Origin of the sequence: Ruminococcus flavefaciens ND2009, from assembly GCF_000621785.1 — a bacterium.
GTDB classification, from domain to species: Bacteria; Bacillota; Clostridia; order Oscillospirales; family Ruminococcaceae; genus Ruminococcus; species Ruminococcus flavefaciens_C.
Genome location: NZ_KK211346.1, coordinates 547,582 through 565,910 on the forward strand (window position 1 = coordinate 547,582; position 18,329 = coordinate 565,910).

At 45.1% G+C, this 18,329-nt stretch carries 17 protein-coding genes and 1 other RNA gene; 5 read left to right on the forward strand and 13 right to left on the reverse strand.

What is annotated here, in order from left to right; translation table 11 throughout:
* Positions 1-4: 4 nt before the first annotated feature.
* Entirely contained in the window at positions 5-1,459 is a 1,455-nt protein-coding gene (locus T488_RS0109380; RefSeq protein WP_028520563.1) for a S1C family serine protease, read from the reverse strand.
* Between the two features lie 1,019 nt (positions 1,460-2,478).
* Between T488_RS0109380 and T488_RS0109385 the strand changes: the two genes are divergently transcribed.
* The 3 genes from T488_RS0109385 to nrdG all read left to right on the forward strand — a co-directional run bounded on the left by T488_RS0109385 (position 2,479) and on the right by nrdG (position 6,407).
* Entirely contained in the window at positions 2,479-3,327 is an 849-nt protein-coding gene (locus T488_RS0109385; RefSeq protein ID WP_028520564.1) for a GDSL-type esterase/lipase family protein, read from the forward strand.
* 248 nt (positions 3,328-3,575) lie between these two features.
* A complete protein-coding gene (locus T488_RS0109390; protein WP_028520565.1) occupies positions 3,576-5,894 on the forward strand; it encodes an anaerobic ribonucleoside triphosphate reductase in 2,319 nt (772 codons plus the stop codon).
* A gap of 12 nt (positions 5,895-5,906) precedes the next feature.
* On the forward strand, positions 5,907-6,407 hold the full coding sequence (gene nrdG, locus T488_RS0109395) for an anaerobic ribonucleoside-triphosphate reductase activating protein (protein ID WP_028520566.1): 501 nt from the start codon (positions 5,907-5,909) through the stop codon (positions 6,405-6,407).
* A gap of 70 nt (positions 6,408-6,477) precedes the next feature.
* On the opposite strand, the gene ssrS is transcribed toward nrdG, so the two are convergent.
* Both ssrS and T488_RS0109400 read right to left on the reverse strand, forming a co-directional pair.
* Positions 6,478-6,662, reverse strand: a non-coding RNA gene (ssrS, locus tag T488_RS19300) — 6S RNA.
* An 82-nt stretch (positions 6,663-6,744) separates the two neighbouring features.
* On the reverse strand, positions 6,745-7,035 hold the full coding sequence (locus T488_RS0109400; RefSeq protein ID WP_028520567.1) for a DUF1292 domain-containing protein: 291 nt from the start codon (positions 7,033-7,035) through the stop codon (positions 6,745-6,747).
* A 176-nt stretch (positions 7,036-7,211) separates the two neighbouring features.
* Between T488_RS0109400 and T488_RS0109405 the strand changes: the two genes are divergently transcribed.
* The gene (locus T488_RS0109405) at positions 7,212-7,562 is read left to right on the forward strand and encodes a zinc ribbon domain-containing protein (protein ID WP_028520568.1); all 351 of its coding nucleotides are present in this window, start codon (positions 7,212-7,214) and stop codon (positions 7,560-7,562) included.
* Between the two features lie 53 nt (positions 7,563-7,615).
* Entirely contained in the window at positions 7,616-8,269 is a 654-nt protein-coding gene (gene pyrE / locus T488_RS0109410) for an orotate phosphoribosyltransferase (protein WP_028520569.1), read from the forward strand.
* 41 nt (positions 8,270-8,310) lie between these two features.
* On the opposite strand, the gene T488_RS0109415 is transcribed toward pyrE, so the two are convergent.
* The 10 genes from T488_RS0109415 to T488_RS0109460 all read right to left on the reverse strand — a co-directional run bounded on the left by T488_RS0109415 (position 8,311) and on the right by T488_RS0109460 (position 18,321).
* Positions 8,311-9,474, reverse strand: a complete 1,164-nt coding sequence (locus tag T488_RS0109415) for a permease (protein WP_242838323.1) — start codon at positions 9,472-9,474, stop codon at positions 8,311-8,313.
* Between the two features lie 114 nt (positions 9,475-9,588).
* Positions 9,589-11,190 carry an FAD-dependent oxidoreductase gene (locus tag T488_RS0109420; RefSeq protein WP_028520571.1) on the reverse strand — a complete coding sequence of 534 codons (1,602 nt, stop codon included), beginning with the start codon at positions 11,188-11,190 and terminating at the stop codon, positions 9,589-9,591.
* Positions 11,191-11,202: 12 nt separating this feature from the next.
* Positions 11,203-11,886, reverse strand: coding sequence for a 4Fe-4S dicluster domain-containing protein (locus T488_RS0109425; RefSeq protein ID WP_028520572.1), 684 nt, complete (start codon positions 11,884-11,886; stop codon positions 11,203-11,205).
* A gap of 15 nt (positions 11,887-11,901) precedes the next feature.
* Positions 11,902-12,729, reverse strand: a complete 828-nt coding sequence (locus tag T488_RS0109430; RefSeq protein WP_028520573.1) for an FAD/NAD(P)-binding protein — start codon at positions 12,727-12,729, stop codon at positions 11,902-11,904.
* Entirely contained in the window at positions 12,729-13,724 is a 996-nt protein-coding gene (locus T488_RS0109435; RefSeq protein ID WP_347496308.1) for a 4Fe-4S dicluster domain-containing protein, read from the reverse strand. The genes T488_RS0109430 and T488_RS0109435 overlap by 1 nt, the downstream gene beginning before the upstream one ends.
* Before the next feature lie 23 nt (positions 13,725-13,747).
* Complete coding sequence (locus T488_RS0109440) at positions 13,748-14,707, reverse strand: 4Fe-4S dicluster domain-containing protein (protein ID WP_347496309.1); 960 nt, start codon at positions 14,705-14,707, stop codon at positions 13,748-13,750.
* The gene (locus T488_RS0109445; RefSeq protein WP_028520576.1) at positions 14,704-15,150 is read right to left on the reverse strand and encodes a hydrogenase iron-sulfur subunit; all 447 of its coding nucleotides are present in this window, start codon (positions 15,148-15,150) and stop codon (positions 14,704-14,706) included. Before T488_RS0109445 ends, T488_RS0109440 begins: the two co-directional genes overlap by 4 nt.
* The gene (locus T488_RS0109450) at positions 15,141-17,132 is read right to left on the reverse strand and encodes a CoB--CoM heterodisulfide reductase iron-sulfur subunit A family protein (protein ID WP_028520577.1); all 1,992 of its coding nucleotides are present in this window, start codon (positions 17,130-17,132) and stop codon (positions 15,141-15,143) included. The genes T488_RS0109445 and T488_RS0109450 overlap by 10 nt, the downstream gene beginning before the upstream one ends.
* 15 nt (positions 17,133-17,147) lie before the next feature.
* Positions 17,148-17,531, reverse strand: coding sequence for a 4Fe-4S dicluster domain-containing protein (locus T488_RS0109455; RefSeq protein WP_028520578.1), 384 nt, complete (start codon positions 17,529-17,531; stop codon positions 17,148-17,150).
* Entirely contained in the window at positions 17,524-18,321 is a 798-nt protein-coding gene (locus T488_RS0109460; protein WP_028520579.1) for a CoB--CoM heterodisulfide reductase iron-sulfur subunit B family protein, read from the reverse strand. Before T488_RS0109460 ends, T488_RS0109455 begins: the two co-directional genes overlap by 8 nt.
* Positions 18,322-18,329: the final 8 nt, after the last annotated feature.

Genomic DNA, 18,329 nt, shown 5'->3' on the forward strand with positions numbered 1-18,329 from the left:
TTATTCAGTTTTCTGAGATCTTTGAATCGTCTTCAAAAGGAACAGCCTGTCCGACTCTTGTATATTTCCTCTCCTGAAGAGTAAGCTTGACCTTGATGTCCTTTCCCTGTCTTGATATGGTCAGAGTGATAGTATCCCCTGCCTTATACTTATTCTTGACTTCATTAAGCTCCTGAGCAGTTGTAACAGGTTCACCTTCAATGTCGATAATAACATCGCCTACTTCAAGCCCTGCAATATCAGCCGCACTTCCTGCCTGAACGGTACGAACAAGCACTCCTACAGGAATATCAAAGTATCTCGACTGAGCCTCGCTTATATCATTTGTATTTATACCGATCTGAGGTCTGCCTGTAACATAGCGATAGTTGATAAGATCATCTATGATGACCTTTGCCTCCTTCATAGGAATAGCAAAGCAAAGTCCCTCAACACTTGCATAGTTGCTGCTGTAGCTCGATGACATCTTCGCGGAATTGATACCAATCACCTGTCCGCAACTGTTAAGGAGCGGACCTCCCGAGTTACCGCTGTTGATGGCAGCATCTGTCTGGATAAGGTTCATTTTCTTTTCGTTAATATCTATCTTTCTGTTAAGAGCAGATACGATACCGCTGGTAACAGTTCCGAAAAGATCAAATCCCAGAGGATTTCCTACTGCTATCACAAGCTCGCCGACTCTGAGTTCATCGCTATCTCCAAGTACAGCCGGTTTAAGACCGGTCTCATCCACCTTCAATACCGCAATATCTGTCTCCGGATCGTAAGCTATGATAGTAGCTTCATGCTCGGTCTCATCACTGAAAAGCACCGAGACCTCTATAGCTTCACCTGCATTATACTCCTCATCATATACAACATGAGCGTTTGTGACTATATACCCGTCATCTGATATGATAAAGCCTGTTCCGGTACCTCTAAGCTGCTGAGTCTGAGGCATTGTATTCCAGCCCCACATACTGAAGGACTGCTGCTGTTCAAACTCGAAAGTAGAAGCGACTCCGACAACAGATGGCATAATAGAATCAACAATATCAGGAAGCGGCTTTGCGTCTGAACGGGATGCAAGCTCAATAAGGCTCGGAATCGGTTCTTCCTCTTTCACTTCAGCAGGTTCGGAATTCTTAGCAACAGACTTTGAAGGTCCGCCTGAGTACTCAGCAAGCTCGTCCCTTGTTTCGTTAAGGAATTTATATACCTGAACTGTTCCTGTACCAAGAATAACCAGAGCAATAACACCCGCAATACATTTCAAAACGAAAAAAGGCTTTTTTGTCTTCTTATTCTTTACAGAGTTTTCTGAAGTGTAGGTATATGATCCGCCGCTGTAATTCAGACTGTTGGTCTCTTCCTGTCTGTTATCATCGTAGTGATCTGAACTGTAATCAGTGTGATATTGATCCGAATTATTCCGATAATCGCTGCCAAACGGATCCCTATCATTATAATTATCTGACATACCGCTCATCCTTTCACATAATTTCTCACTATATTCTATTATAACCTTTTTTGTGATAATTATATGATAACCGCCGGAAAAAACAAATTATATATTAATTATATATTTGTTATACATAACAAAAGCCCCGACATTTGTCGGGGCTGCTATTATTCAATTGTTTTAAGCGACTTTCATCGCTTGGCTAAATTACCCTTTGGACTCACCCTTTCGGATCAGATTTTAAATGTGTACCTCATTTTCATTGTACATCATTCCTTTAAATAAAGTAATCAAGCAATGTAAAAATTCTCCATTGGAATCACCTATAAAGTTGTATTTATCCGGCATCACTACTTCGGATCCGAATATCATGCAAGTTCATAAAGTAATAACCTAAATTCTCATTGGACTCAACCTTTACTTAAGATTTTTTCGCAATATATCTAAAGACTTATTGTCGAAATTTCAGATAACTCTGTATCTTCAAACTTTGACATGAAGCCGTTCAGATCAGCAATACGTCAGCTTTATGATCAGTACTTAAAGCATATTTGAGCTTTTATCAATGGAACAAGCGCGAAGCCTATATTCCCGTAAATTTATGTCCGATCACTCAGCAAGCCCGCCGGCTTCACGATGCTGCTTTAAATTTTCTTCCATTGGACTCACTCTCCCTTCCGCATAAAATCATTTACATTGAGGCTATGCCCCAGTCCAAGTAAATCTAGCTTGGAGGACTCTGTTGAGCTCTCCTTTTCTCTGTCTATATAATACCACATTATATGTGCAATGTCAATAGTTTTCTCGCAACATTCACATTTATTTAGTGTAATTCGGCATTAACAACAAACAAAGCTTCCTGTGATTGGAATATTTGACAATAAAAATCGGCTGATATTAAGCTATCCTGAAAAATATATGAAAACTCTTGCAATAAATCCAAAAAAGAGGTATAATATATTTGTGTGCCGCTTTGGCAGATCTCGGTGTGCCGCATACCGTAATTCGGCAGACTCTACGCTGAGTCAGGAGAAAATATGGCTAAAAATAAAAGTATCAGAAGGATCTCAAACAAGAAGCGCGGAAGACCTAAGGTACGTTTCAGTATATGGGGACTGTTATTGATATTCTTCCTTTCCTTCGCTACCTGCTTTGTATTATATATGGTCGCTGCAAACTATAAAGACGATTTCTTTTCAGAGGAATTTGAAAAGGTCGTGATCGAGGAGAAAAACGGAAAGAGCTCCTCCGACAATAACGGCAGCGAGAATTCAGATGCCCCAGACCAGAGCAGCGCTTTGAACGTTACTAATCCAATATCTCAGTCAGAAGCAAAGGATGCGTCCTATCTTGATAGCTGCTGTATGATCACTGATGCCACCCTTCAGGATATGGCAAAATATACAGGACTCAAGGATATGATCTCAAGCCCGGACCTCAGTGCCTCAGCTTGTACAACCGCTACTATTGAATCGTCATACGGAGTCAAGACAGCTTATGAGATCGCCCAGATAAAAAAACCTGAAATTGTTTACATCATGCTCGGCAGTGATATCGGTACAGCTTCTGTTGATAGTATGATCTCGAGCTACACAGAGCTTATAAAGAATCTTCGCGGATACCTTCCCAACTCTGATATTTATATCATGCAGTATCCTCCGGTGAGAGATGACGATCCTTCAGTCAATAACGGGACCGTAAACGAGTTCAACACCAAGCTCCTCACAGTTGCTAATACTAATAATGTATATTGTATAGATACCAACACCGCACTAAAGGGTGTGGACGGAAAACTCTCTGATGAATTCCGTGATCCTGAGACAGGTGCACTGACAGAATCCGCATACAAAACCATAGCAGATTACATACTTTGTCATACTGTATAATTTTTACGCCGACCACTATATATAGTGGTCGGCTGTTTACATTTTGTAGACCCCTTTTAAACGGCGAAATATCGCAAAAATCAAATTTTATAAAAGATTTATGCACGTTTGCTACAAATTTCTCCTTATTTTCTCATCGCTCATTGTCAACACTTCACATTGACATCCGTCTCCGAATGCTATATACTATACATTAGAGCAATTGAAAGACAGATACTATATATTGTGTTTGGAGGTATGATAAAGAAATGATAATCCACATTATCAAAAGAGACGGACGAAAGGTTCCTTTTAATATAGAGAAGATAGCAAACGCTATTTTCAAGGCTGCTCAGGCTCGGGGGGGCACTGACTTCAATGTAGCTATGGATGTAGCCGTTGAGGTATGCAGACTATATGAGGAACAGAATCCCGGCAAGACTCCCACTGTTGAAGAAATACAGGACCTGGTCGAGAAGGTACTTATCGAAAAGGGTCACGCTAAAACAGCAAAGGCATATATTCTCTATCGTTACGAGCGTACACGCTCACGTGAGATGAAAACCAATCTGATGTGCGTACTCAACGAACTCACCTTCAGTCCTGCCAAAGACAGTGACATTAAGCGCGAAAATGCAAATATAGACGGCGATACAGCCATGGGCACCATGCTCAAGTACGGCTCTGTATCCGCAAAGGAATACTATGAGATGTACGTCCTCGAGCCCGCACACGCTAAGGCTCACCGTGAGGGCGATATTCACATCCATGACCTTGATTTCTACACTCTCACGACCACCTGCACACAGATCGATCTGAAGAAGCTTTTCACTAACGGCTTCTCCACAGGACACGGCTTCCTCAGAGAGCCTAACGATATAGCAAGCTATTCAGCTCTTGCCTGTATCGCTATCCAGTCCAACCAGAACGATCAGCACGGCGGTCAGAGTATCCCTACATTTGATTATGCTATGGCTGATGGCGTAAAGAAGACCTATGCTGCAAGATATACACAGAACGTAGCAAGAGCCCTCTCCCTCATCGGCGGCGTCGAGAACGAATTCGAGGTAATGGATAATATAAAGAAAGAAATATCCGAAAACTTCGGTCTGAAACCTGTCCTTGCTCATGATAACGGCTACCAGGAAAAGGAAATGGAGCTTCTGCTAAAGTATACTGATAAGGAAACTGCTGAGAAAATTCAGGCTTTCGCCACAAGAAATGCCGAGAAGGAAACAGACAGAGCTACTTACCAGGCTATGGAGGCACTGATCCACAACCTCAATACCATGAACAGCCGTGCAGGTGCACAGACACCTTTCAGCTCTATCAACTACGGTACAGATACAACTCCCGAAGGAAGAATGGTCATCAAGAACGTTCTCCTCGCTCAGGAAGCAGGTCTCGGTAACGGCGAGACACCTATCTTCCCCATACATATCTTCAAGATCAAGGACGGTATCAACTACAACCCCACCGATCCTAACTATGATCTGTTCAAGCTTGCCTGTCGTGTTTCTGCAAAGCGACTCTTCCCTAACTTCTCATTCATTGACGCTCCCTATAACCTTCAGTACTACAAGGAGGGCAATCCTGATACTGAGATCGCTTATATGGGCTGCCGTACAAGAGTTATCGGAAATAATTACGATCCCTCAAGAGAGATCGTTACAGGCAGAGGCAATCTCAGCTTTACTTCAATAAATCTTCCCAGACTCGCTATCAAGGCTGACCACAATGTAGGTCTCTTCTTTGAGATGCTGGAAGAAAAAATGGAACTGGTCATCGACCAGCTCATGCACAGATTCAAGATACAGTCCCAGAAAAGAGTAAGAAATTATCCTTTCCTTATGGGTCAGGGTATATGGATAGATTCCGACAAGCTCTCAGCTGATGATACAGTTGGAGAGGTTCTCAAGCACGGAACACTTTCAGTAGGATTTATCGGTCTTGCTGAAACTCTGAAAGCTCTTATCGGTGCTCACCACGGTGAAAGCGAGGAGGCTCGAGAGCTCGGTCTGGAGATCGTTTCTGCTATGAGAAAGCGCCTTGACGAGGAGTCAAAGAGAACAGGTCTCAACTTCTCTCTCCTTGCTACTCCTGCAGAAGGCCTCTCAGGCAGATTTGTCCGTATGGACGCTAAAAAATATGGTATCATCGAGGGCGTTACCGACCGCGAATACTATACGAACTCATTCCACGTACCTGTTTACTATCCTATCAGCGCATTTGAGAAGATAAAGATCGAAGCTCCTTACCATGAGCTTACAAACGCAGGTCACATCAGCTATATCGAGCTTGACGGTGATCCTCTTGAAAATCTCAGCGCATTTGAAAAGATAGTTCGCTGCATGAAGGAATCAGGCATAGGCTATGGTGCTATCAACCACCCTGTTGACCGTGATCCCTGCTGTGGATACACAGGTATTATCGGCGAAACTTGTCCCTGCTGCGGCAGAAAAGAGCACTCCAACAATGTTGCTTTCGACAGGATCCGTCGTATCACAGGTTACCTCGTAGGTACTCTTGACCGTTTCAATAACGGCAAGCGTGCTGAAGAGCATGACCGTGTAAAGCATGATGTATGATCAGGTGATTTAATGGAACTCAGAATTGCGGGAACTGTCAACGACTCCATCGTTGACGGTCCCGGAATAAGATTTACTGTTTTTGTTCAGGGCTGCCCCCATAACTGCAAGGGCTGCCACAATCCTCAGACCCATGATTTCAACGGCGGTACTCTCACCACTACCGAGGAGCTGCTTGAGAAGATAAAAAGCAATCCCCTGCTTGACGGCGTGACGTTCAGCGGCGGAGAGCCCTTCTGTCAGGCAGAAGCTCTCTCAGAGCTTGGCAAAGAGATCAGAAAGCTCGGTCTCAACATCGTAACATATACGGGCTATACGTTTGAGCAGCTTTATAATGACCGCAAAAAAAATCACTGGCAGGAACTTCTTGAAGTAACTGATGTGCTTATCGACGGCCCCTTTATCCTTGAACAGAAGGATTGGGAGATAAAATTCCGCGGAAGTTCAAATCAGCGCTACATCGACTGTCAGAAAAGTCTGGTTGAAGGACTTGTGATCGAAACAGAACCATAAAAAAAGAATCCCGAAAGCGATATAATACCGCTTTCGGGATATTTTATTTATCAATACAGTATTTTGGGTAAAAAAATCCGCCTTGCCGTCATATAGTGCATAAAACCCGCACGAAGCAGGTGGGTAAACGCCCTTATGCTTCTCGCTCCCTTCTTCCGCAGGGCGGGAGGTCTGCAGTCCACATACGGAGCCGAATTCCCTTGGATTATGTGTTGGATTATAAAAACTATAATTACCCGAACAAGGCAGAAATTTTCTTTTTCTATATATATTATAGCATAGAGTTTTCAAAAAATCAATAGCAATTCTATGTAAAATTATTAAAATTTGGTAAAAGTCACTCTTCAAGTGCTTCCTGAAGTCTCTCCATAAAGAATCTGGATACAGTCTCAAACTCATCATCATCGTCAATGGAAGCCAGTATCTCTTCACCGTCCTCTTCGACAGACTTGAGTATCACAAGCTCACAGTCGGAATTGAGGAAATCATCATCCTCTACCGCAGGAAGCATTGCAAAATACTGCTCTCCTTCTATTTCAGCAACATCAATAAGCTCAAACTGTTTCTTATTTCCCTCTTCATCGATAAGCTCGAAAAGGTCGGGAGTATACTCGTTCATTTCAGACATATCTGTTTCTCCTATCCGGCACTTGCCTTTTATGTATATATTATACACTAATACTTATCAAAAATCAAGTGGTAATGCATGGATAGTACAGAATAGTAACTTTTTCTTTGTTTTGTCTTGAATTCTTTCCATAAATGGACTATAATAATATTATCACAGATAAGGAGGGACATAGTATGATCCATTGCGGAAAACAGATGCTCAGAGGCTTTTTCAAGATTGAAAAGCGAGGTATACCGTCCAAGGGCTCATCTCTTGTATATCCCGTCTCTACATTCTATGATGGAGATCAGATGATATGTGAGGTCCCCGTTGATACTACTTTGGGCTACTACTGTTCTGAATGCGGTATGCTCATAGGTGTTTTCCCTGTCACTCACCCAACAGGCTTTGCAGGCAAATTCAATCAGGATATTGACGATAATATCGATATTCTGCCAAAGAAGGTCTGCCCCGAATGCGGAGAAAACATCGACCTGGATTATCCGAGGTGTCCTTTCTGCGGTCATATTTTTGAAGCTATATAATGATCTTAACCTGCTTTGCAGGAGGTAATAAATACATAACGGAGGTTATACAAATGACGTACAAGGAAAGTTTTATAAAATTCATGGTGGACTGCGGAGTTCTTACATTCGGCGAGTTCACTCTCAAGAGCGGTCGAAAGGCTCCCTATTTCATTAACTGCGGCAACTATAAGACAGGTGCTCAGCTTGCAAAGCTCGGCGAATACTACGCTGAGTGCATCAAGGCAAATAATATTCCTGTTGATACTCTCTTCGGACCTGCATACAAGGGTATTCCCCTTGCAGTTTCGGCTGTTGTCGCACTCAGCAATAAGTTCGGTATCGATGTTTCCTACTGCTTCGACAGAAAGGAAGCCAAGGATCACGGCGAAGGCGGTATGTTCGTAGGAAAGACTCTTGAGGACGGCGAGAAGGTAGTTATCATCGATGATGTAATGACCTCAGGCAAAGCGCTCAGAGAGTCCATGCCCAAGCTTATGACAGCTGCTGACGTCAATGTTACAGGTATGGTAATAACTGTAGACCGCATGGAGAAAGGAACAGGTGAGCTTTCAGCCGTTCAGGAAGTAAAGCGTGATTTCGGTGTTATCGTATATCCTATAGTAACTATGGAGGATATAATCGACGCTATCAGAAATGATATTGTTCCCGGCAAGGAATACCTTGACAAGATGCTTGAATACAGAGAGACCTACGGAGTTAAATAATAAAAAGCCTGAGAATCCATCTCAGGCTTTTTATTATGCGATTACTTGAAAATAATAATAAGAAACTGTGATACAAGTACTACAGAAATAAGCGCTACAGGGTATGTTGCTGCATATGCAGAAGCAACATTCTCTGTACCAGCTGTACTAATAAGTGTTCCGAGGGCAGGTGTGGAAGTCATTCCGCCTGTGATAGAACCAAGGTTATTGAGCAGGCTGAGCTTCAGCACATACTTTGCAAATAGATAACCGATAATCATGGGAACAACTGTCATTATCATTCCGTAGACAAAGTATACCGCATCGAAGTACTGAACGAACTTGGCACCGCCCGATACTCCGGCGCCGATAAGGAAGAACATAAGCCCCAGCTCACGGAATACCTTTAGGGTGGATTCCTTGGGAGTTACAGAGAGCTTGCCGAAGTGACCGAAGTGTCCGAATAAAAGAGAGACAAGCAGGCAGCCGCCTGTGGTGGAAAGTGAGAAATTTCCGAATTTGAACGAACCAAGTATGATGCCGATAACCGCTGCAAGAGCAAACGGCATGATACCGAAGCTGTCCATCTCAATAAGCTTATACATCTTCTTTTCCTTTGTATTCTTGCTTGATGTAGGAGCAAGAAGCTCGCGCTCCTTAGCCATATCAGCTTTTGTGAGCTTGGGAATGATCTGTACAAAAAGAACTACGCCGATTACTCCGAAAATATATGCAATAGCGTATCCCACAGAAACTATACCCTGGAGATGATCGGTCTGTACCGCATCCTTTGCAGCCGAGAAGCCGGGAGTACTTGTAAGCGCTCCTGAGAGGATTCCCGTAAGCATTGCAGTAAACTCTTCAGTGGAAAGATCGGTGAAGTTTCTGCCTATCATGATACATCCTGCACAGGCAAGTCCGCCGCTGAGGATAATGATTATCGCCAGAAGCACATAGGATTTGAAGTTTTTCTTGAAGTTTCCGAAGAAATTCGGTCCCGCAATAAAGCCAACAGCTGTCACAAAAAGAATAAGTCCGAGATTGTCAACGATCTTCAAGGCATTTCCAACGAAATCGGTATTTATCTCATCAGAGAGCTGCTTATAGAAGATACAGCCATAGATAAGAGCCACTATAAAGACACCTGCGGTTCCGAGAGAGATACCCTTTATGGTTATCCTTCCGAGAATATATCCGAGAGCAGCAATGGCAATTACTGAGATCATCAGGAACGAAACACCGTGAATAGAAAGAATTCCATTAAAAAAATCCATTATTTATCACTTAACTTTCTTTTCATAATACATATTTCGGGACGCCATTACGGCGTCCCTTTTTAATTATTTCTTTCTTGCATAATGCGGGAGAAGCATCGGTGAAGCTGTATCGCCGGCAACACCAGCGGCTTCAAGTTCCTTATTGAACTTCTCAATATGTCCGAGAGTGAGTCCCTGAGGCTCAGAAGTCTCCTTAGCCTTGGCAGATGCATAGATTCCTGCGTTTCTGCCGAAAACGATAACATCAAGGAGTGAGTTGCCCATGAGACGGTTGCGTCCGTGGATACCGCCTGTAACCTCGCCTGCTGCATAAAGATTCTCAACACCTGTTGCGCAGTCATCAGTAATATCAAGACCGCCATTCTGGTAGTGAAGTGTAGGATAAACAAGAATAGGTTCCTTGCGGATGTCGATACCGTACTTGCCGAACATTCTCATCATTGCCGGTATACGTTTTTCGATAGTTCCTTCGCCGTGGATAAGCTCTATCATAGGAGTATCGAGCCAGATAGCCTTTCCAAGGTTAGTCTCTATGCCCTTGTCGCGTGCTGTACACTCGCGGATAATAGAAGCTGCGGTAACATCTCTTGTCTCAAGGGGATGCATGAATACATCACCGTCTATGTTAACGAGCTTAGCTCCCAGTGAACGCACCTTCTCTGTAACCAGAGCACCGAATATCTGCTCAGGATAGCCTGTTCCTGTAGGATGATACTGAAGCGTGTCTGCATAAAGAAGCTTTGCACCAACTCGGTAGCCGAGGATAAGACCATCAGCAGTTGCACCGTAGTGGTTTGAGGTGGGGAAGCCCTGATAGTGAAGTCTTCCTGCACCGCCTGTTGCGATTATAACCGTCTTCGCTCTTGCAACAAGAAGCTCCTTGGTCTCCATGTTCATAAGAACAGCACCGGCAGCCCTGCCGTTTTCGTCAAGGATTATCTCAATTGCTGCTGTGAAGTCAATAACGGGAATACCGCGGTTAATCACTTCATCACGAAGTGTACGCATTATCTCAGCGCCCGAGTAGTCCTTGGCAGCGTGCATTCTCTTTCTTGAAGTACCGCCGCCGTGAGTTGTTACCATTGTGCCGTCGGGTTCCTTGTCGAACTCTACTCCAAGCTTGTTGAGCCACTGGATAGCCTCGGGAGCCTTTGTTACGAGCTTCTTTACAAGCTCGGGCTTAGCAGCAAAATGTCCGCCGCCAAAAGCATCAAGGAAATGAATGGCAGGAGAATCATTGGGCTTGTCAGCAGCCTGGATACCGCCTTCTGCCATCATTGTATTGGCATCACCGATACGAAGCTTTGTAACTATCATTGTCTTTACGCCTGCTTCGTCAGCTTCGATAGCTGCGGAAGCACCGGCGCCGCCGCCGCCGATAATAAGTACATCTGTATCATAATCGGGAACTGACAGGTCTACATCGGCAGCAGTGATCCTGCTCTTGCCCTGAAGAAGAGCTGCAAGCTGTGTGGGGACCTTATCACCCTTATTTACGCCTGCCGAAAGAACTGTGAATTCGTCCTGCTTGTAATCGGGGTGGAAGTGAGCAAGAAGATCGTCCTTTTCCTCAGCAGTCATACGTCTGGGTTCGAGAGCTGCATTCTCGGCTCTTTTCTCTGCAACTACCTTTGCAAGTTCATTAAGCTTTTCTATCTTGTACATATTCTCTCCCCCTTACTTCTCGATTTCACGATGGTTGTACATATCCTTGATCTCATCAAGGTTATCTACAGCCTTTGTCATAAGCTCGGCTATCTTCTCATCAAAGATACCCTCGTTTATCTCGTTTACCCTGTCTGCAAGATGAGCGCACTCCGGAGCGATATACTTACCGTTGAGACGTCTTGCAAGCATAGCTACCTGAGGGTGAGAGATACCTGCGGGACAGCGTGATGAACATACGCCGCACATTACACAGTCGAAACTCTCCTCTGCGCACTTGTCATACTCGCCTCTCTGAGCATATGCGATATACTGCATAACATTGAGTTCCTGAGTACAAGCCTTTGTGCAGGCATTACAGCCGATACAGCTGTATATCTCGGGATAAAGCTGCATCATTATCTGCTGAGTGGGCTTTATCTCCTCGATATTGTAAACTCTCTTTTCAAGCGGGAAGAAAGGAAGTGTAGCAACGTACATTCCCTCCTGTATCTCAGTCTGACAGGCAAGACATCCATGGAGCTCTATCTCTCCCTTTATTCTGTATATGGTAGCGCAGGCACCGCAGAAGCCGTTACGGCAGCCGCAGCCTCTTACCAGCTCGTAGCCTGCGTATTCCATAGCTGTCATTATTGTAAGACCTGCGGGCACCTGGTATCTCTTGCCGAACAGGTAAACATTCAACATATTATCCATGCGAAATTCTCCTCCTTAATATTCATCAGGCAGCTCATCGAGCTGATCAAAGCGGAAAACAGGTCCGTCCTTGCAGACGTACTTGCTGCCGATATTGCAGCGTCCGCACTTTCCTACGGCACACTTCATGCGAAGCTCCATAGTTGTATATACCTGAGTCTCTGTAAAGCCAAGCTCTTTCAGTCCTGCAAGAGTAAACTTTATCATTATAGGAGGACCGCATATAAGAACTGTTTTATTTATGGAAGGATTGAGTTCCTTGACATAATTGGGAACGAAGCCGACATGACCGTCCCAGCCTTCCTGAGGATTATCTATTGTAAGATTTACCTCTATTCCCTCGTCAGCCATCCATTCGTCTATGATCTCCTTGTAATCAACGAGATCATCTTTTGAACGTGAACCGTAAACTATCTGCACATCGCCGTAGTCAGAACGGTTATCGCGGACATAATTGATAACTGAACGAAGCGGTGCAAGTCCGATACCGCCTGCGATAAAGAGCAGGTCCTTGCCCTTGAGATCTGTCTCGACCGGGAAATGGTTTCCGTAAGGTCCGCGGATAGTTATCTGCTGACCAACATCCATAGCGTGGAGCCAGGTTGTAAGGCAGCCGCACTTCTTTATGCTGAACTCCATAAATTCCTTATTTGTAGGAGAAGAAGTTATTGAGAACATACCCTCGCCGACACCGGGGATCGAGAGCATTGCGCACTGTCCTGGCATATGCTCGAAGACCTTGCCTCCCTCGGGAGAAACTACCCTGAATGTCTTTACGTCGGGAGTATCCTGTCTTATATCGGTAACTACTCCTATGTAAGGTATCAATGTATCATTATTCATCACTTTACCTCCAATGCTTTCATTACCTTGACGATGTTCATGGAAATCGGGCACTTTGATAAGCATCTTCCGCAGCCTACACATCCGAATTCGCCGTTATTGTTTGCAGGGAAATATACAAGCTTGTGCATGAATCTCTGGCGGAAACGCTCAAGCTGGGTAAGTCTGGGATTACCGTGAGCCATCTTTGTGAAATCGGAATACATACATGAATCCCAGCAGCGGAAACGCTTTATGCCGTGACCTGTATTGAAGTCCTTGATGTCATAGCACTGGCAGGTGGGGCATACGAAAGTACAGGTACCGCAGCCGAGACAGCTCTCGGAAAGCTCCCCCCACTTTTCAGAGTTGAAATGCTCCATCATGCGGTCACCGCCGAATGATTCGGTAGAAAGACCTGCAAGAGGAAGCTTTTTGAGGATAGATCTGGTCTTTTCGCGTGTCTCCTCAAGCTTTGCAGTATCTCCATCCTCAAGCAGAGATGAGATAGAGTCAATGAACTTCTGTCCCTTTTCGTTGTGAGCTTCAAAGAAAAAGCTCTCACCGTCGCTCCAGCAGGCAGCATCGCCCTCGGGAGCTGTTGCGTCTATTCCGAAAACTCCGCAGAAGCAGGTCTCGGAAGGACGTGTACAAGCCATAGTCACAACTGTACCATGCTCGCGGCGTGTCTTATAGTAGCTGTCAACAGGTTCAGCAAGAAAGACCTTGTCAAGTATAGTGAAGCTTCTTGCATCGCAGGCACGTACACCAAAAATAACAAAATCTTCTGATTCCTTGCGAATATCTATTACTTCGATTTTTTTGCCTTCCATTTTGAAGTCAACGAGGTTTTCGGTCTGAGGGAAGAAGAAGTCTTTGGCACTTCTTACTGTATTGAGGGCATTGCTGAGCTTCATGCCGCTCTCGTACTTCCTGTATTCAGCAGCACCGTCCTCACGGTCTGTGGGGATATACAGAGTCTGAGAAGCTGAAATAGCCTCAAAAAGTTCGTCCAATTTATCTATTGAAATTTTCAGCATTACTCAACTCCCCTTTCATGAACGATACTTGCTTCACAGTCATCGGTCTTGTAATCGTTAAGAGGAGCTCTGGAAGTGGTATCCTCGCCCGCCTGATAGTTGCCGTACAGTGAATTAATATCCTTGATGAACTTCCTGTTGAGCAGATGAAGCGGTATATTCTGAGGACAAACCCGCGAGCACTCGCCGCAGTCCGTACATCTTCCCGCAACATGGAATGCACGGATTATGTGGAACATATTCTCCTCGAAGCTGTCAGCAGGAGCCTTGTTCTCAACGCCCGAGTCCGGATTATCGAACACGCACTTCTCACAAGTGCAGGCAGGACAGACATTTCTGCAGGCATTGCAGCGGATACATTTGGAAAGCTGTTCTCTCCAGAAGTCATACCTCTCCTGAGCAGACATATTCTCAAGCTTCTCCACCATATCGAAGCGGTTAGACTCAAGAACATCTCCGTCTTCGCCGATAAGCTCATCATATACAACGTGTTTCTTGCTCTTGCAGCTCTCACACTTTGTGCTGAGGGCCTCATAATAAGGCATTTTCTCCTCACCATAGAGGGTTTCTATCACAAGTGTGCCGTTATCGTTTTTAGCGCCAAGTATGCCTGTAATTCCCTTTGCCTTTATCTTTTCGGCATCAAGCTTGGGACCGCCGGGAATTCCGATGATATAAACATTATCGCGTACAACTCTGTGCTCCTTGGTAAGCTGATTAAAGCTGTAAGTATCACAGGGCTTGAGAAAAGCAAGTATCTTGCCTTCCTTTTTGCTCTCCTTAACAAGATATTTTGATACGTTTGCTGCTGTGAAATCGTCATAAACGAATTCAGTGTCAAGCTCCTCGGCAGTTTCAAATATTGCGGGAGTAACGTCGTATACGAACTCTCCCCTCTTCCAGCCGATGACGCGGTTTACGGTGCCGTCAGCCAGAAGCTGCTTTGCTCTGTTTATCATTGCTTCCTGCATCGTAAATCCTCCAATCTGCGGTTAGGACCGAGCTTCTTTACAGCCTCGGTGAACTCATTCATTGTAGCCGCGAATTTAGCTCCTTCAGCAGCCGATACCCACTCTACCCTTGTTCTGTCACGCTCTATTCCGAGAAAATCAAGCATACTGAACAGAAGGGTCATTCTTCTTCTTGTGAAGTAGTTGCCTGATGTATAATGGCAGTCTCCGGGGTGGCAGCCGCAGAGGATAACTCCGTCAGCGCCGCGCTGGAAGGCCCTGAGAATGAACATAGGGTTTACTCTGCATGAGCAGGGCACTCTGATTATCTTTACATTTGTAGGATAGTTAAGTCTGTTTGTTCCCGAAAGATCAGCTCCTGCATAAGAGCACCAGTTACAGCAGAAGGCAACGATCAGCGGTTCAAACTCTTTATTTTCATTTACTTGCATATTGCGTCTACCTCCGCCATGATCTGACTGTTAGAGAAGCCGTTGAGATCCATAGCTCCTGACGGACAAGCTACCGTACAAGCACCGCAGCCCTGGCAAACCGCAGGGTTGACACTTGCAACACGGCGTATAGCTGTTGTTCTGTCAGGCATTCTGAACTCCTTATCCTCGTATGTGATAGCTCCATAGGGACAAACCTTTTCACATGATGAGCAGCCGTTGCACATGAGCTCATTTGAATGAGCAACACAAGGATTGCAGGTTATGCTGTTCTTCACAAGAAGGCCGATAGCCTTTGCAGCTGCTGCACTTGCCTGCGCAACTGTCTCGGGGATGTCCTTGGGTCCCTGACAAGCACCTGACAGGAATATACCTGCTGTAGCGCTTTCAACAGGGCGAAGCTTCGGATGTGCTTCTGTAAAGAAGTCGTTGGTGTCCATCTGTGTTGTAAGCATAGTAGCAAGAGGACGTGCAGTCTTGTCAGGCTCGATGGCTGCTGCCAGGACAACCATATCAGCATCGATATGGAGCTGTTCATCAGCCAGAAGATCAGAAGCCTGTACATCTATCTTTCCATCGGAACGAGGCGTCACCTTACCGACCATACCCTTTATGTAGTGAACATTGTACTGTTCAACTGCACGGCGGTAGAACTCATCGAAGTTCTTGCCGGGTGTACGAACATCTATGTAGAATACATATACCTCTGTATCGGGATACTTCTCACGGATAAGCATTGCATGCTTAGCAGTATACATACAACATATCTTGGAACAGTAGGGCTTACCCTTACTGTCGTCACATCTTGAACCGACACACTGTACAAATACGATCTTGTGGGGATGTGTCTTATCAGAAGGACGAAGAAGTGTTCCGCCGTTAGGACCGGCGGCATTCATAAGACGCTCAAGCTCCAGAGAAGTAACAACGTCGGGGCACTGATTGTACGCGAATTCATCGTATTTATCAAGCTTGATAGGATTGAATCCTGTTGCTACAACGATAGCACCATACTTCTGCTCGATGAAGCGATCCTGCTGCTTGTAATCAATAGCTCCAACTGAGCACACCTTAGAGCAGACACCGCACTTTCCGTTCTTGAGCATCATGCAGTAGTTGGGGTCGATAGTTGCGACCTTGGGAACAGCCTGAGCAAACGGGATATAAACTGCTGTTCTGTTGTCCAGTCCCATATTGAACTCGTTAGGAACTTTCTTCATGGGACATTTCTCGGTACAAAGACCACAGCCTGTGCACTTGGTCTCGTCAACATAACGAGCTTTCTTCTTGATGGTTACAGTAAAGTTACCTACGAATCCCTTGACATCTGTGACCTCGCTGAATGAATGGATGGTTATATGCTCATTCTGTGAAGCCTCAACCATCTTAGGGGTAAGTATACAAGCTGCACAGTCAAGTGTGGGGAATGTCTTGTCTATCTGAGCCATTTTACCGCCTATTGTAGGCTGCTTCTCGACGATGTCAACGTCAAAGCCTGCCTCAGCGATGTCAAGGGCAGTCTGGATACCTGCGATTCCTCCGCCGATGACCAGAGCTCTCTTTGCTACAGGGCTCTCACCTGCTGTAAGAGGAGCATTGAGGTGTACCTTCGCAACTGCTGCCTTACCGAGGATAATTGCCTTATCAGTAGCAGTTGCAATATCCTTGTGTATCCATGAACACTGCTCACGGATATTTGCAATCTCTACAAGATAAGGATTGAGACCGGCAGCCGCAGCAGCCTTTCGGAATGTATTTTCATGCATTCTCGGCGAACATGAACAGATAACAACACCTGTAAGATTATGTTCCTTAATAGCATTCTTTACAAGATTCTGTCCCGATTCAGAGCACATATACTGGTAATCCTGAGAGATGACCACGCCGGGCTCATGACCGAGAGCTTCCGCAACAGTTTTAACATCGACTGTTGCAGCGATATTCGTTCCGCAATGACAGACGAAAACGCCTATTCTCTGCATAGTGTGATCTCCTCCTTACTTAATGTACTTCCTGAAAGCCGTTACAATTGCCTGCTGAGGCAGATCGTCATCGAGCATTTCAGGTATCTGATTAGGATTCATATGATTGTTGCCCTGCCGGCGAACAGCTGCGAGTCTTACAGCCTCGACCACCTTAGCAGGCTCAACGTTTCTGGGACATCTGTCAACACAGGCAAAGCAGGTAAGACACTTGTATATGGACTTTGAATTCATCAGAGTCTCAATGTCGCCGCGCTCTACCATGTAGACGAACTGATGGGGATGATACTCCATCTCGTCGTATGAGGGGCAGGTTCCCGAACATTTTCCGCAGCGCATACACTTGAGTACATTTACTCCGCTTACGCGAAGTACCTGTTCCTTTAAATTCTTATTCATTGCTTTCCTCCTTCACGCCAAGAGCCTCTGCAAGAAGCTCGGTAAAGTAGTAAACAGGAAGCTCGGAGCCCGAGTTCTTCTTAAGGTTATACAGACAAAGCGGACAGGCTGTAATGATCATATCAGCTCCCTGATCAGCAGCAGAGCTCATAACAGCTCCGCTTCTCTTAGCTGCCTGATCCTTGTCTTCGAGTGTAATGTAGCCTCCGCAGCATTCATTCCTCTGAGCATATATGACCGGAGTTCCGCCGATAGCCTTGATAAAATCCTCCATGATCGAAGGATTTTCGGGATCGTCCATAGCAAGAGCCTTTGAAGGACGAAGCAGCAAACATCCATAGTACGCAGCTATCTTCTTGCCCTTGAAGGGATTGACCACCTTCTGTGCAAGGTTATCAAATCCGACTACATCACGGAGCATCTCAAGATAGTGATATACAGTAGTCTCTCCGTTATATGGCTCATCAAGCTTCAGGTAATTATTGACCTTGGAAGCCATATCCTCGTCATGGAGAATGTCATAATTGGTCTGCTTTATAACATTATGACAGGCTGAACAGACTGTGATAAGAGGTCTGTTGCTGACCTTTGCCGAGTTGAGAGTTCTTACAGCTGAAAGCTTAGTAGCAATCTCGTCTTTAGCCGTAGTATAAGCTCCTCCGCAGCACTGCCAGTCAGCAGGCTCCTCAAGAGAGATACCGAGAGCCTCTGCGGAGGACCTTGCATATATATCAAGATCCTTTGCTTTGGTTCTCAGCGTACAGCCAGGGTAATAGGTAAAAGTTTCCATTTGTACGC